General features: G+C 65.5%; 20 protein-coding genes. 11 read left to right on the forward strand and 9 right to left on the reverse strand.

Annotation, left to right across the window (positions count from 1 at the left end; all coding sequences use genetic code 11):
- The first annotated feature begins 35 nt into the window (after nucleotides 1-35).
- From dapE to RRX38_RS09425, 6 genes are all read left to right on the forward strand, one after another.
- Nucleotides 36-1,187: a succinyl-diaminopimelate desuccinylase gene (dapE, locus tag RRX38_RS09400; RefSeq protein WP_315962317.1), complete on the forward strand. Its 1,152-nt coding sequence runs from the start codon at nucleotides 36-38 to the stop codon at nucleotides 1,185-1,187.
- The gene (locus RRX38_RS09405) at nucleotides 1,187-1,996 is read left to right on the forward strand and encodes a putative RNA methyltransferase (RefSeq protein WP_315962318.1); all 810 of its coding nucleotides are present in this window, start codon (nucleotides 1,187-1,189) and stop codon (nucleotides 1,994-1,996) included. Before dapE ends, RRX38_RS09405 begins: the two co-directional genes overlap by 1 nt.
- Nucleotides 1,997-2,015: 19 nt before the next feature.
- Entirely contained in the window at nucleotides 2,016-2,393 is a 378-nt protein-coding gene (locus RRX38_RS09410; RefSeq protein WP_315962319.1) for a hypothetical protein, read from the forward strand.
- A gap of 172 nt (nucleotides 2,394-2,565) precedes the next feature.
- Nucleotides 2,566-5,040: a glycerol-3-phosphate 1-O-acyltransferase PlsB gene (gene plsB / locus RRX38_RS09415; RefSeq protein WP_315962320.1), complete on the forward strand. Its 2,475-nt coding sequence runs from the start codon at nucleotides 2,566-2,568 to the stop codon at nucleotides 5,038-5,040.
- 59 nt (nucleotides 5,041-5,099) lie between these two features.
- Nucleotides 5,100-5,507: a YbaY family lipoprotein gene (locus RRX38_RS09420; RefSeq protein WP_315962321.1), complete on the forward strand. Its 408-nt coding sequence runs from the start codon at nucleotides 5,100-5,102 to the stop codon at nucleotides 5,505-5,507.
- Nucleotides 5,508-5,569: 62 nt separating this feature from the next.
- On the forward strand, nucleotides 5,570-6,259 hold the full coding sequence (locus RRX38_RS09425; protein WP_295477150.1) for a DUF4197 domain-containing protein: 690 nt from the start codon (nucleotides 5,570-5,572) through the stop codon (nucleotides 6,257-6,259).
- Between the two features lie 18 nt (nucleotides 6,260-6,277).
- Here the strand turns inward: RRX38_RS09425 and RRX38_RS09430 are convergent, their stop codons facing one another.
- Together RRX38_RS09430 and RRX38_RS09435 are read right to left on the reverse strand one after the other, a co-directional pair.
- Nucleotides 6,278-9,340, reverse strand: a complete 3,063-nt coding sequence (locus RRX38_RS09430) for an efflux RND transporter permease subunit (protein WP_315962322.1) — start codon at nucleotides 9,338-9,340, stop codon at nucleotides 6,278-6,280.
- Between the two features lie 6 nt (nucleotides 9,341-9,346).
- Nucleotides 9,347-10,447 carry an efflux RND transporter periplasmic adaptor subunit gene (locus RRX38_RS09435; RefSeq protein ID WP_315962323.1) on the reverse strand — a complete coding sequence of 367 codons (1,101 nt, stop codon included), beginning with the start codon at nucleotides 10,445-10,447 and terminating at the stop codon, nucleotides 9,347-9,349.
- Nucleotides 10,448-10,540: 93 nt separating this feature from the next.
- On the opposite strand from RRX38_RS09435, the gene RRX38_RS09440 reads away from it, so the two are divergent.
- Nucleotides 10,541-11,209 (forward strand): TetR/AcrR family transcriptional regulator, encoded by a 669-nt coding sequence (locus tag RRX38_RS09440; protein WP_315962324.1) that lies wholly within the window; start codon nucleotides 10,541-10,543, stop codon nucleotides 11,207-11,209.
- 11 nt (nucleotides 11,210-11,220) lie between these two features.
- Here RRX38_RS09440 and RRX38_RS09445 read toward each other — a convergent pair whose 3' ends face one another.
- The gene (locus tag RRX38_RS09445; RefSeq protein ID WP_315962325.1) at nucleotides 11,221-12,003 is read right to left on the reverse strand and encodes a class I SAM-dependent methyltransferase; all 783 of its coding nucleotides are present in this window, start codon (nucleotides 12,001-12,003) and stop codon (nucleotides 11,221-11,223) included.
- Nucleotides 12,004-12,102: 99 nt separating this feature from the next.
- On the opposite strand from RRX38_RS09445, the gene RRX38_RS09450 reads away from it, so the two are divergent.
- A complete protein-coding gene (locus tag RRX38_RS09450) occupies nucleotides 12,103-12,723 on the forward strand; it encodes an energy transducer TonB (protein ID WP_315962326.1) in 621 nt (206 codons plus the stop codon).
- A gap of 12 nt (nucleotides 12,724-12,735) precedes the next feature.
- Here the strand turns inward: RRX38_RS09450 and RRX38_RS09455 are convergent, their stop codons facing one another.
- The 6 genes from RRX38_RS09455 to ppc all read right to left on the reverse strand — a co-directional run bounded on the left by RRX38_RS09455 (nucleotide 12,736) and on the right by ppc (nucleotide 19,179).
- Nucleotides 12,736-13,425, reverse strand: a complete 690-nt coding sequence (locus RRX38_RS09455; RefSeq protein WP_315962327.1) for an extensin family protein — start codon at nucleotides 13,423-13,425, stop codon at nucleotides 12,736-12,738.
- Nucleotides 13,426-13,461: 36 nt separating this feature from the next.
- Nucleotides 13,462-14,325 carry a DUF72 domain-containing protein gene (locus RRX38_RS09460; RefSeq protein WP_315962328.1) on the reverse strand — a complete coding sequence of 288 codons (864 nt, stop codon included), beginning with the start codon at nucleotides 14,323-14,325 and terminating at the stop codon, nucleotides 13,462-13,464.
- A 3-nt stretch (nucleotides 14,326-14,328) separates the two neighbouring features.
- On the reverse strand, nucleotides 14,329-14,634 hold the full coding sequence (locus RRX38_RS09465) for a hypothetical protein (protein WP_295477165.1): 306 nt from the start codon (nucleotides 14,632-14,634) through the stop codon (nucleotides 14,329-14,331).
- Between the two features lie 248 nt (nucleotides 14,635-14,882).
- Nucleotides 14,883-15,557, reverse strand: a complete 675-nt coding sequence (gene tsaB / locus RRX38_RS09470) for a tRNA (adenosine(37)-N6)-threonylcarbamoyltransferase complex dimerization subunit type 1 TsaB (RefSeq protein ID WP_315962329.1) — start codon at nucleotides 15,555-15,557, stop codon at nucleotides 14,883-14,885.
- A 96-nt stretch (nucleotides 15,558-15,653) separates the two neighbouring features.
- Nucleotides 15,654-16,301, reverse strand: coding sequence for an adenylate kinase (gene adk / locus RRX38_RS09475; RefSeq protein ID WP_295477169.1), 648 nt, complete (start codon nucleotides 16,299-16,301; stop codon nucleotides 15,654-15,656).
- Between the two features lie 241 nt (nucleotides 16,302-16,542).
- A complete protein-coding gene (gene ppc / locus RRX38_RS09480; RefSeq protein ID WP_295477171.1) occupies nucleotides 16,543-19,179 on the reverse strand; it encodes a phosphoenolpyruvate carboxylase in 2,637 nt (878 codons plus the stop codon).
- A gap of 128 nt (nucleotides 19,180-19,307) precedes the next feature.
- Here ppc and RRX38_RS09485 point away from each other — a divergent pair, with 128 nt between their 5' ends.
- The 3 genes from RRX38_RS09485 (at nucleotide 19,308) to RRX38_RS09495 (ending at nucleotide 21,107) form a co-directional block, all read left to right on the forward strand.
- Complete coding sequence (locus RRX38_RS09485; protein ID WP_315962330.1) at nucleotides 19,308-19,628, forward strand: hypothetical protein; 321 nt, start codon at nucleotides 19,308-19,310, stop codon at nucleotides 19,626-19,628.
- Nucleotides 19,629-19,857: 229 nt separating this feature from the next.
- A complete protein-coding gene (locus tag RRX38_RS09490) occupies nucleotides 19,858-20,271 on the forward strand; it encodes a DUF4398 domain-containing protein (RefSeq protein ID WP_295477175.1) in 414 nt (137 codons plus the stop codon).
- 53 nt (nucleotides 20,272-20,324) lie between these two features.
- Nucleotides 20,325-21,107, forward strand: a complete 783-nt coding sequence (locus tag RRX38_RS09495) for an OmpA family protein (protein ID WP_295477177.1) — start codon at nucleotides 20,325-20,327, stop codon at nucleotides 21,105-21,107.
- The last annotated feature ends 166 nt before the right edge of the window (nucleotides 21,108-21,273 follow it).

The raw sequence follows: 21,273 nt of genomic DNA on the forward strand, positions 1-21,273 counted from the left end.
CTTTTCGCCCCCGCCCAGCAACCGGAGTCCTGTTCATGACGGCCCCAGCCGACCTCTCGCCCACCCTCCAACTGGCCTGCGACCTGATCCGTCGGCCGTCGGTCACGCCGCTCGATGCCGATTGCCAGGCAGTGATGATGCGACGCTTGGGCGCAGTCGGTTTCAAGCTCGAACCGATGCGCATCGAAGACGTCGACAACTTCTGGGCCACCCACGGCAATGGCGACGGCCCGGTGCTGTGCTTCGCCGGTCATACCGACGTAGTGCCTACCGGCCCGGTGCAGGCCTGGCAGAACGACCCCTTCGAGGCGCTGATCGACGAGCAGGGCATGCTTTGTGGCCGTGGTGCAGCGGACATGAAAGGCAGCCTGGCGTCGATGGTGGTGGCCACCGAGCGTTTCGTCGCCGACTACCCCGACCACAAGGGCTCGATCGCCTTTCTGATCACCAGTGACGAAGAAGGCCCGGCGCACCACGGCACCAAGGCGGTGGTCGAGCGCCTGGCGGCGCGCAACGAGCGCCTGGACTGGTGCATCGTCGGCGAACCGTCGAGCACCACACTGGTCGGCGATGTGGTCAAGAACGGTCGCCGTGGCTCGCTGGGCGCCACATTGCACGTGCGCGGCAAACAGGGCCACGTGGCCTATCCGCACCTGGCCAAGAATCCCATCCACCTGGCCGCCCCGGCCCTGGCCGAACTGGCTGCCGAGCACTGGGACGAAGGCAACGCGTTCTTCCCGCCGACCAGCTTCCAGATTTCCAACATCAATTCCGGCACCGGCGCCACCAACGTGATTCCTGGCGAGCTGGTCGCGGTGTTCAACTTCCGCTTCTCCACCGAATCGACGGTGGAAGGTCTGCAACAGCGGGTCGCGGATATCCTCGACAAGCACGACCTGGACTGGCATATCGACTGGGCGCTGTCGGGCCTGCCGTTCCTCACCGAGCCGGGCGCGCTGCTCGACGCCGTGTCGGCGAGCATCCGCGAGGTCACCGGCCGCGAAACCCAGGCCTCGACCAGCGGTGGCACCTCCGATGGCCGCTTCATCGCCACGCTGGGCACCCAGGTGGTCGAGCTGGGTCCGGTGAATGCGACCATTCACCAGGTCAACGAACGCATCCTGGCCAGCGACCTCGACGTGCTGACCGAGATCTACTACCAGACCCTGGTGAAGTTGCTCGCCTGATGCTGACCTGCCCGATCTGCAGCGCTGCGCTGGCGCCTGTCGACAACGGTGTGGCCTGCCCGGCCAACCACCGCTTCGACCGCGCCCGCCAGGGCTACCTGAACCTGCTGCCGGTGCAGCACAAGAACAGCCGCGACCCGGGCGACAACCAGGCCATGGTCGAAGCGCGGCGGCGTTTCCTCGACGCCGGGCACTACGCCCCGGTGGCCCGCCGACTCGCCGAACTGGCCGCCGAACGCGCCCCGGCGCGCTGGCTGGACATCGGCTGCGGCGAGGGTTACTACACCGCACAGATCGCCGAGGCGCTGCCCAAGGCCGACGGCTATGCCCTGGACATCTCCCGCGAGGCGGTCAAGCGCGCCTGCCGGCGCCACCCCGGCCTGACCTGGCTGGTGGCGAGCATGGCACGCATCCCGCTGCCCGACGCCAGCTGCCAGTTCCTCGCCAGCGTGTTCAGCCCGCTGGACTGGCAGGAGGCCAAGCGCCTGTTGACGCCCGGCGGCGGCCTGCTGCGCGTAGGCCCCACCCGCGGCCACCTGATGGAAATGCGCCAGAAGCTTTACGACGAGGTCCGCGACTATGCCGACGACAAGCACCTGGCCCTGGTCCCGGAAGGCATGCAGCTGGACCACAGCGAGACCCTGACCTACACCCTCAAGCTGATCGACGGTCAATCGCGCGCCGACCTGCTGGCCATGACCCCGCACGGCTGGCGCGCCAGCGCCGAGCGCCGCACGGCGCTCATCGAGCACCCCGGGCCATTCAAGGTCACCGTCTCCATGCGCTACGATCATTTCGTCCTGCGCTGAACATTCAATCGAGGCCATCATGCGTCAACCCGATATCGAGATTTACCTCAAGGACGAAGACGTCGATCACAAGGCCATTACTGCCTGGCTGAGCACCGCCCTGGGCCCTTGCAGCGAATGGAAGCAGAAAGGCCAGACCTGGAAATGCAGCGCTGGCGACATCCCGGTCACCTGGGTGCCCAAGGCGGTCGGCAAATGGAACAGCCTGTTCCTGGAAAGTGACCAGACGCCATGGGACGACGACATCGCCTGCGCCCGCGCCGCCTTCGCCGCCCTGGGCGTGGAAGTGCGCTGCGCACCGGGCACCTGGGTCGAGGACGACGGCGAAGACGACGCCGACCGCTGGATCCGTGTCAGCGCCGATGGCGAGCAGGAAATCGTCTGGCGCACCTCCTGATCCTGACCCACCTTGCCCTGAGCACCGGCCGCCCGCTGACGCGGCCGGATCAAGCGGCGAACTTTCCCACGGCTTCGCGCATCAATGGACCACACCGGTCCTTTTGCCGATACCTGGCAGATACGGCACACTGTCGGCCCAGCCAGACCCGCCCACTCTCAGCAGACTACGTATGACCCGATCTCCCTTGCGCCGCCTCGTATTCGGTGCCCTGCGCCGTGTGCTGTTCCTCTGGGTTCGCTCGGAAACCATCAACCAGTCTTCCCTGAAGCTGGACCTGGACCGCAGCAGACCGGTGTTCTACGCCCTGCAGTCGCCGGCCCTGAGTGACCTGGCGGTGGTCGACCGCGAGTGCACCAAGGTCGGCTTGCCGCGCCCGGTGCTGGAGGTGCAGGTGGGCGACCACCTGGAGCCGGCCGGTTTCTTCTACCTTACCCCCGAGCCCGACTGGCTGGGCCGCCACGACAAACGCGGTGCGCCGCCGGTGCTGGAGCGGCTGATCGACAGCCTCGGCGAGCAACCGGGCGAAGACGCGCAGATCATCCCGGTCAGCGTGTTCTGGGGGCAGTCGCCGGATCGCGAATCCAGCGCCTGGAAACTGCTGTTCGCCGACAGTTGGGCGGTCACCGGGCGCCTGCGGCGGCTGGTCACCATCCTGATCCTGGGGCGCAAGACCCGCGTGCAATTCTCCCCGCCCATCCACCTGCGCGACCTGCTGGCACAGAACAAGGGCCCGGCACTGACCCTGCGCCTGACCCAGCGCCTGTTGCGCGTGCATTTCCGCCATGTGCGCAGCTCGGTGATCGGCCCTGACGTTTCGCACCGCCGCAACCTGGTCAAGGACCTGGTGCGCGCCCCGCTGGTGGTCGAGGCCATTCGCGAAACCGCCGAACGTGACAATATCTCCCCGGAAAAAGCCCGGGAACAGGCCCTGGGTTACGCCAACGAGATCGCCTCCGACTACACCTACACGGTGATCCGTTTCCTGGAAGTGGTGCTGAGCTGGTTCTGGAACAAGATCTACGATGGCATCAAGGTCAGCCACATCGACAACGTACAGAAGGTCGCGCCCGGCCACGAGGTGGTCTACGTACCCTGCCATCGCAGCCACATCGACTACCTGCTGCTCTCCTACCTGCTGTTTCGCAACGGTCTGACCCCACCGCACATCGCTGCCGGGATCAACCTCAACATGCCGGTGGTCGGTGGCCTGCTGCGCCGCGGCGGGGCGTTCTTCATGCGCCGCAGCTTCAAGGGCAACCCGCTTTACAGCGCGGTGTTCAACGAATACCTCAACACCCTGTGCAGCAAAGGCTTCCCGGTGGAGTACTTCGTCGAGGGCGGCCGCTCGCGCACCGGGCGCATGCTGCAGCCCAAGACCGGCATGCTGGCCATCACCCTGCGCAGTTTCCTGCGCAACTCGCGCAGGCCACTGGTCTTCGTACCGGTGTACATCGGCTACGAGCGCGTGCTGGAAGGCCGTACCTACCTGGGTGAGCTGCGTGGCAAGGCGAAGAAGAAAGAGTCGGTATTCGACCTGTTCAAGGTGTTCAGCGCCCTGAAGAAGCGTTTCGGCGAAGTGGCGGTGAACTTCGGCGAGCCCATCCACCTGGCCGCCTTCCTCGACCAGCAGCAGCCCGACTGGCGCAGCCAGGCGATCGGCCCTCAGGACCGCCCGCAATGGCTGAGCACCGCCACCAGCCAACTGGCCGAGCGCGTCGCCCAGCGCATCAACGAGGCGGCGGCGGTCAACCCGGTCAACCTGGTGGGCCTGGCGCTGCTGTCCACCCCGCGCCTGGCCCTGGACGACCTGGCCCTGGAACGCACCCTCGACCTGTTCCTCGACCTGCTGCGCCAGGTGCCCTATTCGGCGCACACCACCCTGCCCGAGGGCGATGGCAAGGCGCTGATAGCCCACGTCAAGAGCATGGAGCTGCTGGCCGAACAGAAAGACGCCCTGGGGCGTATCTACTACCTGGACGAGCAGAACGCGGTACTGATGACCTATTACCGCAACAACGTACTGCATATCTTCGCCCTGCCGTCGCTGCTGGCCTGCTTCTTCCAGAGCTGGTCGCGAATGAGCCGCGAGCTGATCTTCCGCTACATCCGTGCCCTGTACCCCTACCTGCAGTCCGAGCTGTTCATCCGCTGGTCGCTGGACGAACTGGACGCGGTCATCGAGCAGTGGCTGGCGGCCTTCGTCGAGCAGGGCCTGCTGCGCCAGGAGAACGACGTCTATATTCGCCCTGAACCCAGTTCACGGGAGTTCGTGCAGCTGACCCTCCTGTCGCGGGCCATCGCCCAGACCCTGCAACGCTTCTACATGGCCATCGCCCTGCTGCTCAACAGCGGCCAGCACAGCCTCAGCGCCGAAGAACTGGAAGACCTGTGCACGGTCATGGCCCAGCGCCTGTCGATCCTGCATGGCCTCAATGCTCCGGAGTTCTTCGACAAGAGCCTGTTCCGCCACTTCATCCAGACCCTGCTGGACCAGGGTGTGCTGAGCAAGGACAGCAACGGCAAGCTCGGCTACCACCCACTGCTGGGCGAAATGGCCGAAGGCGCGGCCAAGCGGGTGCTGACCGCCGAGATCCGCCTGTCGATCCATCAGGTCGCCTTGCAGGGCAGTGACGACGAAGCCTGACTAGTTTCTAAGTGAAGCCGCCCGCACCCTGCGGGCGGTCAGTGCATGGAGAGCACGGCATGAATGCCATCCGCCTTATTCCCATCACCCTGCTGGGCAGCCTGCTGGTTGCCTGCAGCAGCACCGACACACGCACCGCCAGCCTCGCTGGCGAAGTCTTCTATCTGCAGCGCAGCGCCCTGCCGTCGGCGGCGACCTTGAGTGTCAGCCTGCAAGACGTCTCCCGCGCCGATGCCTCGGCACTGTCCCTGGCGCAGCAGAACACCCCCATCAATGGCCAGGTGCCGCTGCCCTTCCGGCTCGAATACGATCCGCGCCAGGTTTTGCCTGGCCACTCCTACGCCGTCAGTGCACGGATCGAAGCCAATGGCCAGCTGCTGTTCATCAGCACCGAGCGCCACACCGTGAAGCTCGATGGCAGCGACCCGCAGCCGCTGCGCATCCGGGTCAAGCCGGCGCAACCCTGATACTCTTGCCCGAACGCGCCGCCAGGCGCGGCCCCCATTCCGTATCGCAGAAGGAAGCCGCCATGTTTCGCCCCTCGTTCACCTTCGCCAGCCTGTGCGCCGGCCTGTTGCTGTCGGCCAGTGCCTTCGCCTTGTCGCTGAACGACCTCTCTCAGTCCGATGCCACAGGCGGGCTCAAGGATGCCCTGACCCAAGGCGCGCAGATCGCCGTCAAGCAACTGGGCACGCCAGGCGGGTTCAGCAACAACCAGGACGTGCGCATCGAGCTGCCGGGCAACCTGGGCAAGGTGGCGAAGAAAATGCGCCAGTTCGGCATGGGTGCCCAGGTGGATCAACTGGAAACCAGCATGAACCAGGCCGCCGAGGCTGCCGTACCGCAGGCCCAGGCGCTGCTGGTGGATGCCGTGAAGAAGATGAGCGTCTCCGACGCCAAGGCGATTCTCAGTGGTGGCAAGGATTCCGCCACCCAGTACCTGGACAAGAGCAGCCGCGAGGCGATTCGAGCCAAGTTCCTGCCGATCGTCAAGCAAGCCACCGACAAGGTCGGCGTGGCGCAGAAGTACAACGCCTTCGCCGGCCAGGCTGCCGCCCTGGGCGTGGTGGATGCCAAGAGCGCCAATGTCGAGAACTACGTGACCGAACAGGCGCTCAACGGCCTGTTCGAGATGATCGCCAAACAGGAAGAAGGCATTCGCGCCAACCCGGCGGCAGCGGCCACCAGCCTGGCCAAGAAGGTGTTCGGGGCGCTTTGAGGCGCCCCCAAGGCGTCATCAGCCTTCCTTCCTGACCCTGAACCACGCCGCATACAAGGCCGGCAGGAACAGCAGGGTCAGGGCGGTGGCGACGATCAGACCGCCCATGATCGCCACCGCCATGGGGCCGAAGAACAGGCTGCGCGACAGCGGAATCATCGCCAGCACCGCCGCCAGGGCGGTGAGCACGATGGGCCGGAAGCGCCTGACCGTGGCTTCGACGATCGCTTCCCAGGCCTGGTGCCCCGCCGCGATGTCCTGCTCGATCTGATCAACCAGAATCACCGAGTTGCGCATGATCATCCCCGACAGGGCGATAGTGCCCAGCATGGCGACGAAGCCGAACGGCTGGTTGAACACCAGCAGGAACAGCGTTACGCCAATCAGCCCCAGCGGCGCGGTGATGAACACCATGAACATCCGCGAAAAGCTGCGCAGTTGGATCATCAGCAGCGTCAACACCACCACGATGAACAAGGGCACGCCGGCGTTCACCGAGTTCTGCCCACGCTCGGCATCTTCCACTGTGCCGCCGACCTCCAGCAGATAACCATCAGGCAGCTCGCTGCGGATGCCCGCCAGGTTCGGGAGAATTTCCTTGACCAGGCTGGCCGGTTGCTGCGGGCCGTAGATGTCGGCACGCACCGTGACGGTCGGCAGGCGGTTGCGGTGCCAGATGATGCCCTCCTCGAAGCCGTACTCCAGGGTGGCGACCTGCGACAGCGCGACACTGGTGCCATTGCCGGTCGGCACCGCCAGGCTGGCCAGGTCCTGCAGGCGCTCACGCTCACTGCGGGTGCCGCGCAGCACGATATCGATCAGTTCGTCATCCTCGCGGAACTGGCTGACCGCCGCGCCGGTGAGCGAAGACTGCAGGAACCTGGCCACATCGGCACTGCTCACGCCCAGCGCCCGGGCACGGTCCTGGTCGATGTTCAGGTGCACGACCTTGCTGGGTTCTTCCCAGTCCAGGTGCACGTTGGTCACGTACGGGTTCTCGCGCACCTTGGCCTGCACCTGACGCGCCAGGGCGCGGACTTCGTCGATGTGCTCGCCGGTCACGCGGAACTGGATCGGGTAGCCGACCGGCGGGCCATTTTCCAGGCGCGTGACCCGCGAGCGCAGGGCCGGGAAGCGTTCGTTGAGGTTGCTGATCAGCCAGGTACGCAGCGCCTCGCGGTCTTCGATGCTCTTGGCCAGCACCACGAACTGCGCGAAGCTCGCCGCCGGCAGCTGCTGGTCCAAGGGCAGGTAGAAGCGCGGCGAGCCGGTGCCCACGTAGGCCACGTAGTTGTCGATACCGTCGTGTTCGCGCAGCATCGCTTCCAGGCGCTTGACCTGCTCGGTGGTGTTGAGCAGCGAGGCGCCTTCGGCCAGCTTCAGGTCGACCATCAGTTCCAGCCGGCCCGAGGCCGGGAAGAACTGCTGCGGTACGAAACGGAACATCGCCACCGACAGCACGAACAACGCCAGGGTGGCCACCAGTACCGTCTTGCGCCGCCGCACGCACCAGGCCACGGTGGCGCGCACCCGGCGGTACAGCGGCGTAGCGTAGGGATCATGCTCGGCCTGCCCGTGACGCTCGGCATGCCGCCGCGCCAGGTCCGGCAGCAGCTTCTCGCCCAGCCAGGGCACGAACATCACGGCGGCGACCCACGAGGCCAGCAGCGCAATGGTCACCACCTGGAAGATTGAGCGGGTGTACTCGCCAGTGCTCGACTGCGCCGTGGCGATGGGCAGGAAACCTGCCGCCGTGATCAGCGTGCCAGTGAGCATCGGGAAGGCCGTGCTGGTCCAGGCGAAGCTGGCCGCCTTGAGGCGGTCGAAGCCCTGCTCCATCTTGATGGCCATCATCTCCACGGCGATGATCGCGTCGTCCACCAGCAGCCCCAGGGCCAGCACCAGGGCGCCGAGGGAAATCTTGTGCAGGCCGATGCCCAGGTAGTACATGGTGGCGAAGGTCATCGCCAGCACCAGCGGAATCGCCAAGGCCACGACCATGCCGGTGCGCACGCCCAGCGAGAAGAAACTCACCAGCAGAACGATCACCAGCGCCTCAGCCAGCACCTGGACGAACTCACCGACCCCGGTCTTCACCGCTGCCGGCTGGTCAGACACCTTGTGCAACTCCATGCCCGCCGGCAGGTTGGCCTGCAGGCGGGCGAACTCGGCCTCCAGCGCCTTGCCCAGCACCAGGATGTCTCCGCCGCTCTTCATCGCCACGGCCACGCCAATGGCATCTTCAGCCATGTAGCGCATGCCCGGCGCCGGCGGCTCGTTGAAGCCGCGATGCACGTCGGCCAGGTCGCCGATGCGCAAGGTGCGGCCATCGACCCGAATGGGGAAATCGCGAATCTCGTCCACGGAAAGGAAGCGCCCGCTGACCCGCAGGTGAATGCGTTCCTGAGGGGTCTCGAAGAAGCTCGCCGATGCCACCACGTTCTGCGCTTCCAGCGCCTGCTGCACCGCCTGCATCGACACCCCCAGGGTGGCGAGCTTGACGTTGGACAGCTCGATCCAGACCTTTTCGTCCTGCATGCCGAGCAGTTCGACCTTGCCGACGTCCTTGACCCGCTGCAGGCGGATCTGGATGCGTTCGGCGTAATCCTTGAGCACCGCGTAGTCGAAGCCCTCGCCGGTCAGCGCGTAGATATTGCCGAACGTGGTGCCGAACTCGTCATCGAAGAACGGCCCCTGCACCCCGGCCGGCAACGTGTGGCGAATATCGCCGACCTTCTTGCGCACCTGGTACCACAGCTCGGGCAGAAACGCAGAGAACAGCGAGTCGCGGGCCATGAAGATTACCGTCGATTCACCCGGCCGCGAGAACGAGGTCATGCGCTCGTATTCGCCGGTCTCCATGAGTTTCTTTTCGATCCGGTCGGTGACCTGGCGCGCCACCTCTTCGGCACTGGCGCCCGGCCACAGGGTACGCACCACCATGACCTTGAAGGTGAACGGGGGGTCTTCGCTCTGCCCCAGCTTGGTGTACGAAAAGGCCCCGACCACGGCCAGGACGATCATCAGGTACAGCACCACCTGGCGGTGCCGCAACGCCCACTCGGAAAGGTTGAAGTGCATCGCCCGTCACTCCTTACCGGTCAGCTTGATCGCGCGATTGTCGCGGTCTACCGGGCGGATGCGCTCGCCTTCAAGCAGCACGTGGACCCCGGCCGCCACCACCCAGTCACCGGCACTCAGGCCCTCGAGGACCGGCACCGTTTCCTGGCCCCACGGGCCGAGCCTTACCGGTACGCGCTTGAGCCTGCTGTCCGGCTCGACCCGCCATACATAGCTGACGCCCTGCTCGGCGGTGACCGCCGACAGCGGCACCGACAGCACCACGGCCTGACCATCGGCGATGTACACCCGCGCGCTCTGCCCCAACTCCACCGGGACCCGGCCAGCGTCGAAGGCCACCCGGGCGGCAAAGGTGCGCGAGCGCGGGTCGGCGGCCGGTGACAGTTCACGGATACGACCCGGCAGGCGCTGGTCGCGCTGGCTCCACAGTTCCACGGTGACCGGCTGGCCGATGCGGTAGCGAGTGAAGTTGTATTCCGGCAGGCTGATGGCCACTTCCCGCTCGCCGTCGGCCGCCAGGGTGAATACCGTCTGTCCCGCCGCCACCACTTGGCCAACCTCCACCTGCCGCCGCGCGATCACGCCATCCTGAGGCGCCCGTAGCACGGTGTAGTCGGCCTGGTTGTCGGCCACGGTCAGCTCGGCGCGCGCCTGCTTGAGCCGCGCCTCACCGGCACGGAACTGGTTTTCCGCGTTGTCGTACTGCGACTGGCTGACCATCTGCCGACCCAGCAGGGTCTTGTAGCGGTCACGTTCACTGCGGGCCAGTTGCAGGTTGGCCTCGGCGGCCGCCACCTGGGCACGCATCGCCTCACGCTGCAGACGCACGTCCTGCGGGTCCAGCTCGGCCAGCGGCTGGTTGGCCTTGACCCGCTGCCCTTCCTCGACCATCCGGCGATTGACCTTGCCGGCGATACGGAAAGCCAGCTCAGGCTCGAACCGAGCCCGTACTTCACCGGGAAAGCTGTCCTGGGATTTCGTCGACGGCAGTGGCTGAACCACCATGGCCGGACGCGACTCGGGCGGCGCATGGTCCTGCGGGCCACAGCCGCTCAGCAGCGCAGTCAGGCAGAGAAGCACAAGCGGGAAACGGAAGGGATGGGACATGATGGCAGCGGACTCGTCCGTGATGAGTGCTTGGAATATTTGTACCGGCGAGTATATTAAAAATTATCGAACTCACCAGTACACAAATTAAAAATGCCTGATAACGCCACCCACTCCGGTCCTGGACGTCCCAAGGACCCGGAAAAGCGCCGCGCCATCCTCGACGCCGCGAAGAACCTGTTCATCCAGCATGGTTACCAAGGCACCAGCATGGACACCGTCGCCAGCCTGGCCGGCGTGTCCAAGCTCACCGTATACAGCCATTTCAGCGACAAGGAGCGATTGTTCATCGAAGCGGTGATGGCCAGCTGCGAGGAGCTGTTGCCAGCTCCCTGCTTCGAATTCCGCGATGACCTGTCGCTGCGCAGCATGCTGCTGACCATCGCCCGAGCCTTCGAGCACCTGATCAACAGCCCCGAATCGCTGCAACTGCATCGCCTGATGGCCGCCCTGGGCACCCAGGACCGGCAGTTGTCGCAGACGTTCTTCGATGCCGGCCCGCAGCGAATCCTCGATGACATGGAACGCTTCATGGTGCACGCCGCCGCCAGCGGTCAGCTGCACATCCCATCACCGCGCAGCGCCGCCGGGCATTTCCTCAGCCTGATCAAGGGTATCGATCACTTCCGCCTGCTGGTCGGCTGCTGCGAACCGCTGACCCCAGCACAGGTCGAGGCGCATGTGCAGGAAGTGGTCGAACTGTTCATGCGCGCCTACGACGATCACCCCGTCAGTCAGGCGCAGCCCCCGCACAGCAACTGACGTCCTGCCCGTCAGGGCTTCAGGGCTTTCTTGGGGTAGATGTCGTAGCGGCTGGATTTACCATCCAGGGTATAGCCGGGCTTGGCACCCTCGATAGGCGGTGCCTTGCGCGGGCGCTTGACCACCACCCGATGGCTGGCCAGGGTCAGGGCGGCCTCCAGCAGCGCCGGTGCGTCCAGGTCGTCGCCCACCAAGGGACGGAACAGGCGCATTTCCTTCTTCACCAGGGCACTCTTGTCGCGATGGGGGAACATGGGGTCCAGGTAGATGACCTGTGGCGGCTCCTGCTGCCAGCCGCGCATCACCTCGATGGCATTGCCATGCAGCAGCTGCATGCGCCGCGCGATCTCCGCCACCTGCTCATCCAGGCAAGCCCGCGCCAGGCCATCCTCCAGCAGCGCGGCGATGATCGGCTGGCGCTCGATCAGTTGCATCTGACACCCCAGGCTGGCCAGCACGAAGGCATCCTTGCCCAGGCCGGCCGTGGCATCCAGCACCTGCGGCCGCACACCGGGTTGCAGCCCGACCGCCTTGGCGATCATCTGCCCGCTGCCGCCGCCGAACAGCCGCCGGTGCGCAGCGGCCCCTTCGACGAAATCCACCCGCACCGGCCCCGGCGCATCCTTACCCAACTGCTGCAGGCGCAGGCCGTCGGCTGCGACCTGCAGGGCGAATTCGGCCGTCTCGGCGTCGATGGGCAACCCCAGGCGCTCGGCCCAGTAGCCGCTACGTTCCTGCCCCGGCGCATCCAGGGCTTCGACCCGGATGACGCAGCCATTTTGCTGATCGCTCATTGCACCCACACACTCGAAAAATAATTCAAAGAACGGCCAGGCCGGCCGATAGCTTGTTTGTCAGGCATTTTGCCAGAGCCAAGGTCAGTACTGATCGCCATGTCAGAGAATGTTCAATCCATCGGCTACTTGTCGCACATCGGCGACTTCAGCCTGCGCAACAACCAGGCCCTGGGTGGTGTTACCCAGCTCTGGTCCGATGCGTTCGCCCGGGCGATGGCCGAACAACTGGCCGACGGCAAGCCGGTGGCTGCACCGGCACTGCCCGAAGTCACCGACCAGGCCACCGGCGAACCCCTCACCGGTGCACAGGCCCTGGCGCAGATCGTCGAACAGCGCGCCTGCCCGGTCACCGAGACTCAAGTACGGCCTCCCGAACCCCTGTTCCTGCCCATCGCCGAATTCGAACTCGACCTGCTGCCACCCGCCCCCGAGCCGTTCGGCGCCCTGGAGCTGATCGAACAACAGCGCGGCCTGGAATTCGACACCCAGTGGGTACGCCCGACGGTATTCCACGACTACGACCTCAAAGGCGAGCCTGGCCCCGCCCCGGCACGTCGCCCGCTGCACCTGCCGATCGCCGAGCTGGAATGGGATCTGGCCGAGAAGCCCGCGCAGCCTTATGACGAGGCGACCCTGGTGGCGCAGCAGCGCGCCCTGGATTTCGACAACGGCTGGGCTCGCCCACTGATCCTGCAGAACCTGCGCCAAGCGGCCTGAGCCTTTCGCGTTTCAGCGACAGACCCGCCACATGCCCATGTCCAGATGAAAGTGATTACGGTGCGCCGCATTGTAGTCCGGGCCCAGCACGGTATTGAAATGCGTGCAGGCGGCCTGCCGGACCTCGCGCAGGAAACGGCCCTTGGGGCCGGTGTCATCCCAGTCGCGCAGCAGATCGACACGCGAACCGTCAGCCAGGCGGAAGGCCGCGATGTCCAGGGCGTTGGCCGTGGCGTGCTGGCTCAGCCGCCCCTCACTGCGGTTGTAGACGTTACGGCAGGCGAAACTGCCCAGGTGATCGATGCGCACCACCCGCTGGCCCAGGGTCGCCTGCGCCGCCGCTTGCAGGCCGTGATACTCGAATAGCGCATAGGCCACCGCCAGCGGGCAGCTGGCAAGGAAACTGCTGCTCAGCGCCACTTCTCCGCCGCTGATGCGCAGTGCGTTGGTCAGTGGGCAACGCGCCGATGCCGGGCTGTCCGCCTGACGGCTGTAGCGCAGCGCCGAAGTGGCCAGGGTCTGGTCACACAGCGCCGGGTCATTCTGCAGACGCCAGAGCTTGAACGAAGTCAGCAGGTTGGGCTCGGCCTGGATATCCAGAGGCGCCCAGGGGTTCCAGCGCGCAGGCAGGTCAAGCCAGCCGCGCCATACGGCCACGCCCAGCAGCAACAGACATGACAGGATGATCAGCAAAGGTCGCATGACGGGCCTCGACAGCACAGCTCATCATCATGGACCTCAGAGAAGCCCCAACTGCTCCACCTGCGGGCCACGATCGATCTCGGGCAGGGGTGGCAGGCCCGGCAGGCGCGTCATCAGCCGCGCATGAAAGCGCTGGGCCAGCGCCGGCGCGCGGTGGTTGTCCGGGGTGTGCAGGTACACATAGGGCGTGCGGCCCTCTTCGATCCAGGTCGCGACCTTCTCTACCCAGGGGGTCAACCAGGGATCGTTGGCGTCCAGTGCCGGTTGGCCGATGAAGCGCACCTGCGGTGCCTGGGTCAGTGCGGCCGGGCGCACCGGCACCTTGGGTTTTTTCGATTGCGCATGCAGCACCGCCGGGTCGCTGGATAGGCAACTGAACAGCGAACGGGAGTCCAGGCAGATGCGTTCGACGCCGCGATCCAGCAGCAGGCGGTTGAGCATCCGCTCTTCATCGCCTTTCTGGAAGAACGCCAGGTGACGCACTTCCACCGCCAGGGGCACCTGGACTTCGTCGATGAACATCGCCAGTTCTGCCAGGCGCTGCGGGCCGAAGCTGGCCGGCAGTTGCAACCAGAACGGCGTCACGCGCTCGCCCAGCGGCGCCAGCAGTTGCACGAAGGCACGCGCCGCGTCCAGTTGCAGGCGCAGGTCGCCGTCATGGCTGATGTCGCGATGAAACTTGGCCGTGAAGCGAAAGTCCGCCGGCATGACCTGCGCCCAGCGCTGCACGGTGGCCGCATTCGGGCGGGCATATAGGGTGGTATTACCTTCCACCGTATTGAACACCTGGCAGTACAGGCCCAGGAAATCGGTGCTGGCGGCATCTGGCGGGTAGAAGAACTCGCGCCAGGCGTTATCTCCCCATGACGGGCAACCGAGGAAATAAGGCAGACGGGACACAGGTCAGACGTGCAGGTCGAGCCCCGACACTTCCAGTTCCCAATCCACGAAACTGGCGGTGGTCAGATAGCTGGCCAGCGCAGTGGCCACGCGAGAACTCATCGAGCGGGGGAAGATCATGTCCTGCTGGCGTGCAGGTACATTGGGTGTAGGCAGGTCGTCGGCTTCGCGACGCGGCGTTCGCGCCTCGTGCACGGGCAGTTCGATATCGCTGTCGACTTCCTCGAAGGTACCCTCCACCGTCGCAGGGCTCTTGCGAGGCTTGCGCTTGATGGGATACGTGCGTGATGAAGGACCGTCTATGCGCATCGATACTTACTCGGCGTCTGTAGTGGCAATTTAACGTCACAGATGGGCGCCTTGGCAAACGCCCGAACGTTAACTAGACCACACAAATTGCAAGTTATTCGGCACGCGTCACTTTTCCATAGACTTTGGCGATGAATGGTAGATGGCTAATTGACTTCATCGATAGAGCGATCAGCCCTCGCCCAGCCCGTTCAGCTGCGTGCATGTCCTTTGTATCGCCCGCGTTACAGCTTTCTTGAAGCGCCTGGTCAGGCGCCCTTGGGTGTCGCCACCTTGTCGCGCAGGTACACCGGCTGCGCATCGTCGGCCGCCACTGCTTCGCCGCGGTGCCAGGCAAAGGTCGCCAGGGCCAGCAGATCCTGCGCGTCGGGCAGCATGCTGGCATCACAGCCGCTGAGCGACACCGGCAGGCGCGGTGCATAACCCCAGCCGGTGCCGGCACCGAACCACGGGCCTGCGGCATCGGCGGGTAGCGCCACCTGCTCGGGCGGCAGCACGGCTTCCTGGCCAGCCAGGCGCATCTCCCCTTCGCTGGCGCGGTAGCAACCCCAGTAGACCTCGTCCATGCGTGCATCGATGGCTGCGGCCACCTGGCTGGCGCCCTGCTCACGCAGGGCACGCTGGGCCAATGCGGCCAGATTGGAGACCGGCAACACCGGACGGTCAAGGGCGAAGGCCAGCCCTTGGACCACGCCGATGGCAATGCGCACACCGGTGAAAGCCCCCGGGCCACGGCCGAAGGCAATGGCATCGAGCGCCGAGCGCGGCAACTGCGCCTGGGCCAGCAGATCCTGGATCATCGGCAGCAGCTTCTGGGCATGCAGGCGCGGGGCCACCTCATAATGGCTCAGCACCTTGCCGTCGTGCAGCAGGGCGACCGAGCAGGCTTCAGTGGCAGTATCCAGGGCCAGCAAGGTGGTCATCGGGGTATCCGTCGCGAGTGAACAAGGGGAAAAGGGGCGCAGTATAAAGACAAATGGCCCGCAAGCGGGCCATTTGTCGGATGAAACGGGCGGCGATCAGCTCAGCGCGGCGAGCACCTTGGCGGTGATTTCCTCGACGCTGCCGACACCCGGAATGTGGCTGCACTTCGGCTCGCCCTTCTCGGCGCTGAGCTTGTTGTAGAAGTTCACCAGCGGCTTGGTCTGCGAATGGTAGACCGACAGGCGATGACGCACGGTTTCTTCGGTGTCGTCCTTGCGCTGTACCAGCGGCTCGCCGGTCACATCGTCCAGGCCTTCGACCTTCGGCGGGTTGTAGACCACATGGTAGACACGACCGGACGGCTCGTGCACGCGGCGGCCAGCGATACGTTTGACGATTTCCTCGTCGTCCACGGCGATTTCCACCACGTGGTCGATGCTCAGGCCGGCGCTGACCAGCGCTTCGGCCTGGGCGATGGTGCGCGGGAAGCCGTCGAACAGCACGCCGTTGGCGCAGTCAGGCTGGGCCAGGCGGTCCTTGATCAGGCCGATGATCAGGTCATCGGATACCAGGCCACCGGCGTCCATGACGCTCTTGGCTTGCAGGCCCAGCTCGGTACCGGCCTTGACGGCAGCGCGCAGCATGTCGCCCGTGGAAACCTGGGGAATGCCGAACTTTTCAGTGATGAACTTAGCCTGAGTACCTTTTCCGGCGCCCGGAGCTCCCAGCAGAATCACGCGCATCGTCACGCTCCTCAAATTTTTTATATGGAATTCGTCGGATTCGCCTCTTGGGCCAATCTAAAACTGAACTACGGCCAAAGGCCAAAAGGTTGATCAAGATACACAGCCGACCAAGGCGGCACAAGCCGCCCAAGGTCGCAGCCACGCCCGCTGCGCCAAGGCTTACAGTGGTCGGCTGAGCCGGGTGTCGACAGCGCTGGCGCAATCGCTCGCCGCCCTGTCGATACCCGGCATGCTGCCATCAACCGGTATTGCGCAAGCCGGCGGCTATGCCCGCCACCGACACCAGCAGGGCCAGTTCCAGTGGGCTGTCCAGGCGCGCTTCGCGGCTGCGCGAACGGGCCAGCAGCTCGGCCTGCAGCAGGTGCAGGGGGTCCAGGTAGGTATTGCGCAGGCTGATGAACTCCAGGGTTTCCGGGCTGTGCGCCAGCAGTCGGTCCTGCCCGGTCAGACCCAGCACCACCCGACAAGCCTGCGACAATAGGTCGCGTAAATGCGCCCCCAAATGATGCAACTGCGGGTCGACCAGACGCTCGTCGTACAGCTGGGCGATGTCGATGTCGGCCTTGGCCAGGACCATTTCCAGCATGTCGATGCGGGTGCGGAAGAACGGCCACTGCTCGCGCATCTGCGCCAGCAATTCGCCCTCGCCACGCGCCAACGCATTGCTCAATGCCGCCTCCCAGCCCAGCCAGGCGGGCAGCATCAGGCGCGTCTGGGTCCAGGCGAAGATCCATGGAATGGCCCGCAGGCTCTCCACCCCGCCTTCACGACGCTTGGCCGGACGACTGCCCAGCGGCAGGCGTCCCAGCTCCTGCTCTGGCGTGGCCTGGCGGAAGTACTCGACGAATTCCGGGTGCTCGCGCACCACGGTGCGGTAGGCCTTCACCCCGTCCTCGGCGAGGCGGTCCATCATCTGCCGCCAGGCCGGCTCCGGCGGGGGCGGCGGCAGCAAGGTCGCCTCCAGCACGGCGGCCAGGTAGAGGTTGAGGTTCTGCTCGGCGATGCCGGGCAGGCCGAACTTGAAGCGGATCATCTCGCCCTGCTCGGTGGTGCGGAAGCGCCCGGCCACCGACCCCGGTGGCTGCGACAGGATGGCCGCATGCGCCGGCCCGCCGCCACGCCCCACCGTGCCGCCGCGGCCGTGGAACAGCAGCAGTTCCACCTGGCGCTCACGGCAGATGCCCACCAGTTTCTCCTGCGCCCGGTACTGCGCCCAGGCCGCCGCCGTGGTGCCGGCGTCCTTGGCCGAGTCGGAATAGCCGATCATCACTTCCTGCGGACCTTGCAGGCGGGCACGGTAACCGGGCAATTCCAGCAACCGCTCGATCACCGGCCCGGCGTTGTCCAGGTCGGCCAGGGTTTCGAATAGCGGCACCACCCGCATACGCCGCTGCAGCCCGGCCTCCTTGAGTAACAGCTGCACCGCCAGTACGTCGGAAGCGGCACCCGCCATGGAGATGACATAAGAGCCCAGCGAGGCCGCCGGTGCCGCTGCCACTTCCCGGCAGGTGGCCAGCACTTCGGCGGTTTCCGCCGAGGGGCGGAAGTAGCCTGGCAGCAAGGGCCGGCGGTTATCCAGCTCGCGGGTCAGGAAGGCGATGCGCGCGTCCTCGTCCCAGTCCTCGTAACGTCCCAGGCCCAGGTAGTCGGTGATTTCGCTCATCGCCGCGCAGTGCCGGCCGGAATCCTGGCGCACGTCCAGGCGCACCAGGAACAGGCCGAAGGTCACCGCGCGGCGCAGGCAGTCGAGCAGCGGCCCGTCGGCGATCACGCCCATGCCGCATTCGTGCAGGGACTGGTAGCAGACCTGCAAGGGTTCGAGCAGCTCGCGATTGTCGTGCAGCACCTCCTCACCTGCCGGCTGGGGCGCCGCCAGGCAAGCCTGTGCCCAGTTGCGCGTGGCACGCAGGCGTTCACGCAGGCGCTTGAGTTCGGCCCGGTACGGCTCGGCGCTGTCACCGACCCTGGCACGCAGTTCAGCGCTGGCCTGCTGCATCGACAGGTCGGCGGCCAGGCTGTCGACATCGCGCAGGTACAGGTCGGCGGCCATCCAGCGCGCCAGCAGCAGCACCTCACGGGTGACCTTGGCGGTGACGTTGGGGTTGCCATCGCGGTCGCCGCCCATCCACGAAGCGAAGCGGATCGGCGCGGCGTCCAGCGGCAGCCGAAAACCGGTGGCGGCGTGCAACACCTGATCGGCCTTGCGCAGGTAACTGGGTACCGCCTGCCACAGCGAGTGCTCGATCACCGCGAAGCCCCACTTGGCTTCGTCCACCGGGGTCGGCCGGGTGCGGCGGATCTCTTCGGTGTGCCAGGCCTCGGCGATCAGGCGCTGCAGGCGGGTGACGATCTGCTCGTATTCCTGGCTGTTCAGGTCACGGTGGTCGAGGGCGGCCAGCTGTTCGGCAATGGCGTCGTACTTCTGGATCAGCGTGCGCCGCGCCACTTCAGTGGGGTGCGCGGTCAGCACCAGTTCGATGTCCAGCTTGCCGATCTGCCGCGCCAGGGCCTCGCTGCCGTGCCCGGCGCGCTGCAGGCGCTCGAGCAGCTCGGGCAGCACCCGGGCTTCGAAGGGTTGTGGCTGGGTGTCGTCACGTCGGCGCAGCAACTGGTACTGCTCGGCGATGTTGGCCAGGTTGAGGAACTGGTTGAAGGCCCGGGCCACCGGCAGCAGTTCGTCTTCGTCAAGACTGGCGACACTGGCGCTGAGCTGTTCGCTACCCTCGGCCGAGCCGCGCCGACCGGCCTTGGCGGCCTTGCGGATGCGTTCGATGGTGTCGAGGAACTCGGCGCCGCGCTGTTCGCGAATGGTGTTGCCCAACAGCTCGCCCAACAAGTGGACGTCTTCCCGCAAGCGGGCATCTATATCGGCCATCCCTCACCCTCCGGTCTGTTGTTGTACCCCGCACACTGCACGAAAACCGCCACGCTGCCAAACCCGACAGCGAACACTGCGGCGCGCGGGCAGTCGAAAAACCGTAACCCACCGCAACCGGAGGCACCATGAACAGTTTCCAGGCCCTGCTCAACGACTGGGAAAACCACGCTCATCACGCACAGGAACGCAGCCAGGTCACCCTCAGCCTGTACCGCCACGACCAGGTGAAGATCAAGGCGCTCGCCGAAGCCTACGGGCTTGATGAAGCGACCGTCACCGAAGGCCTGCTGCACGCGGCCCTGCAAGAAGCCGAAGCCGCCATTCCCTACGTCAAAGGTGCCGAAGTGATTCGGGTGGAAGAAGGCGAACCGGTGTACGACGACGCCGGGCGAACCCCCGCGCTCGTGGCCGCCGAACAGCGGATTCTCAAGGCTCAGGACCATTGAGGCACGCGCTCGCCGTGCTGCCAGCGGCCCTGGAGCAGGGCCTGCACCTGGCTGACCGGCGCCCGCAATGCTGGCTGAACGGAACGGAAATTTCTCTGAACTATTCAAAAAAGCGTCAGGTCCCAGCCAATAGCCATTACAGGAAAGACCGTGAGTGGCAGGCAAGCCGTCTGGCATCTCACTTCCCGGCCGCAACTGTCATGGAAAACCAAGAACCTGGAGTTAAACAATGGAGTTGATGACCATGAACAACCTCACTGCCAAAGCCACGTTCGCCCCTGTGCGTGGACTCAAACTGGCTGCGTTGGCCCTGGGTAGCGCCCTGGTACTCGCCGGTTGTGCCGGTAACCCGCCGTCGGAGCAGTATGCGGTCACCCAGTCTGCGGTGAACAGCGCGGTCAGCGCGGGCGGCACCGAATACGCCGCTGTCGAAATGAAGTCGGCCCAGGACAAGCTGCGTCAGGCTGACGTGGCCATGCAGGATCATCGCTACGACGAAGCCCGCCGCCTGGCTGAACAGGCCGAGTGGGACGCGCGCGTCGCCGAACGCAAGGCCCAGGCTGCCAAGGCGCAGAAAGCCGTACAGGACGCTCGCCAGGGTGTGAACGAACTCCGTGAAGAAAGCCAGCGCCAGGTCCAGTAATCCGGCCCTTTCACCTTTCACGCATTCGACATTGATTTAAGGACGACAAGACCATGCGCAAACAAGTGATGATCCCTGCCCTGCTGGCTGTTAGCGTGGCCCTCGGGGCCTGCGCCACCAAGCCCAACCCAAGCCTGGAACAGGCGCGCACCAATTTCTCGGCGCTGCAGAGCAACCCTGACGCCAGCAAGGTCGCGGCACTGGAAACCAAGGATGCCAGCGACTCGCTGGACAAGGCCGACAAGGCCTTCCGTGATGGCGAAGACGCCAAGAAGGTCGACCAGCTGGCCTACCTGACCAACCAGCGTATCGAAGTCGCCAAGCAGACCATCGCCCTGCGCACCGCCGAGGCTGACCTGCAGAAAGCCTCCGCCGACCGCGCCCAGGCGCGCTTGGACGCCCGTGACGCGCAGATCGCCAAGCTGAAGGAAAGCCTCAACGCCAAGCAGACCGAGCGCGGCACCCTGGTGACCTTCGGCGACGTGCTGTTCGACTACAACAAGGCGGAGCTGAAGCCCGGCGCACAAGGCAACATCTTCAAGCTGGCGCAGTTCCTCCAGGAGAACCCTGACCGCAAGGTGATCGTCGAGGGCTACACCGACAGCACCGGTTCGGCCTCCTACAACCAGCAACTGTCCGAGCGCCGCGCCGACTCGGTGCGCGCCGCACTGGTACGCGCTGGCGTCGACCCGACCCGCGTCGTCGCCCAGGGCTATGGCAAGGAATATCCGGTGGCCGACAATTCCAGCAACTCCGGTCGTGCCATGAACCGTCGTGTGGAAGTGACCATTTCCAACGACAACCAGCCGGTAGCGCCACGTTCAAGCATGCAGTGATCGCTTGACTCGCGCCTCATGAAGCCCCGCCAGCCTGCGTGCTCGCGGGGCTTTTCAATGGTCTGACGCCAGCCGCTGCAAGCATGTCGCGGTCCGGCCCGCACGCCCTGGCGCGTCTTGCCAGGGTGGTGCAGCGACGGTCGCGACCACGGCCACTGTGCACCTG

Origin of the sequence: Pseudomonas sp. DTU_2021_1001937_2_SI_NGA_ILE_001 (assembly GCF_032463525.1) — a bacterium.
Classification (GTDB): Bacteria; Pseudomonadota; Gammaproteobacteria; order Pseudomonadales; family Pseudomonadaceae; genus Aquipseudomonas.

Excerpts from the sequence above, each read along its gene's own strand:
- RRX38_RS09490 (WP_295477175.1), top strand. The coding sequence starts at position 19,858 with ATGGAGTTGATGACCATGAACAACCTCACTGCCAAAGCCACGTTCGCC.
- tsaB (WP_315962329.1), bottom strand. The coding sequence starts at position 15,557 with ATGACCACCTTGCTGGCCCTGGATACTGCCACTGAAGCCTGCTCGGTC.
- ppc (WP_295477171.1), bottom strand. The coding sequence starts at position 19,179 with ATGGCCGATATAGATGCCCGCTTGCGGGAAGACGTCCACTTGTTGGGC.
- RRX38_RS09435 (WP_315962323.1), bottom strand. The coding sequence starts at position 10,447 with ATGTCCCATCCCTTCCGTTTCCCGCTTGTGCTTCTCTGCCTGACTGCG.
- adk (WP_295477169.1), bottom strand. The coding sequence starts at position 16,301 with ATGCGCGTGATTCTGCTGGGAGCTCCGGGCGCCGGAAAAGGTACTCAG.
- RRX38_RS09455 (WP_315962327.1), bottom strand. The coding sequence starts at position 13,425 with ATGCGACCTTTGCTGATCATCCTGTCATGTCTGTTGCTGCTGGGCGTG.
- RRX38_RS09440 (WP_315962324.1), top strand. The coding sequence starts at position 10,541 with ATGCCTGATAACGCCACCCACTCCGGTCCTGGACGTCCCAAGGACCCG.
- RRX38_RS09430 (WP_315962322.1), bottom strand. The coding sequence starts at position 9,340 with ATGCACTTCAACCTTTCCGAGTGGGCGTTGCGGCACCGCCAGGTGGTG.
- RRX38_RS09465 (WP_295477165.1), bottom strand. The coding sequence starts at position 14,634 with ATGCGCATAGACGGTCCTTCATCACGCACGTATCCCATCAAGCGCAAG.
- dapE (WP_315962317.1), top strand. The coding sequence starts at position 36 with ATGACGGCCCCAGCCGACCTCTCGCCCACCCTCCAACTGGCCTGCGAC.
- RRX38_RS09405 (WP_315962318.1), top strand. The coding sequence starts at position 1,187 with ATGCTGACCTGCCCGATCTGCAGCGCTGCGCTGGCGCCTGTCGACAAC.
- RRX38_RS09450 (WP_315962326.1), top strand. The coding sequence starts at position 12,103 with ATGTCAGAGAATGTTCAATCCATCGGCTACTTGTCGCACATCGGCGAC.
- RRX38_RS09445 (WP_315962325.1), bottom strand. The coding sequence starts at position 12,003 with ATGAGCGATCAGCAAAATGGCTGCGTCATCCGGGTCGAAGCCCTGGAT.
- plsB (WP_315962320.1), top strand. The coding sequence starts at position 2,566 with ATGACCCGATCTCCCTTGCGCCGCCTCGTATTCGGTGCCCTGCGCCGT.
- RRX38_RS09420 (WP_315962321.1), top strand. The coding sequence starts at position 5,100 with ATGAATGCCATCCGCCTTATTCCCATCACCCTGCTGGGCAGCCTGCTG.
- RRX38_RS09495 (WP_295477177.1), top strand. The coding sequence starts at position 20,325 with ATGCGCAAACAAGTGATGATCCCTGCCCTGCTGGCTGTTAGCGTGGCC.
- RRX38_RS09425 (WP_295477150.1), top strand. The coding sequence starts at position 5,570 with ATGTTTCGCCCCTCGTTCACCTTCGCCAGCCTGTGCGCCGGCCTGTTG.
- RRX38_RS09485 (WP_315962330.1), top strand. The coding sequence starts at position 19,308 with ATGAACAGTTTCCAGGCCCTGCTCAACGACTGGGAAAACCACGCTCAT.
- RRX38_RS09410 (WP_315962319.1), top strand. The coding sequence starts at position 2,016 with ATGCGTCAACCCGATATCGAGATTTACCTCAAGGACGAAGACGTCGAT.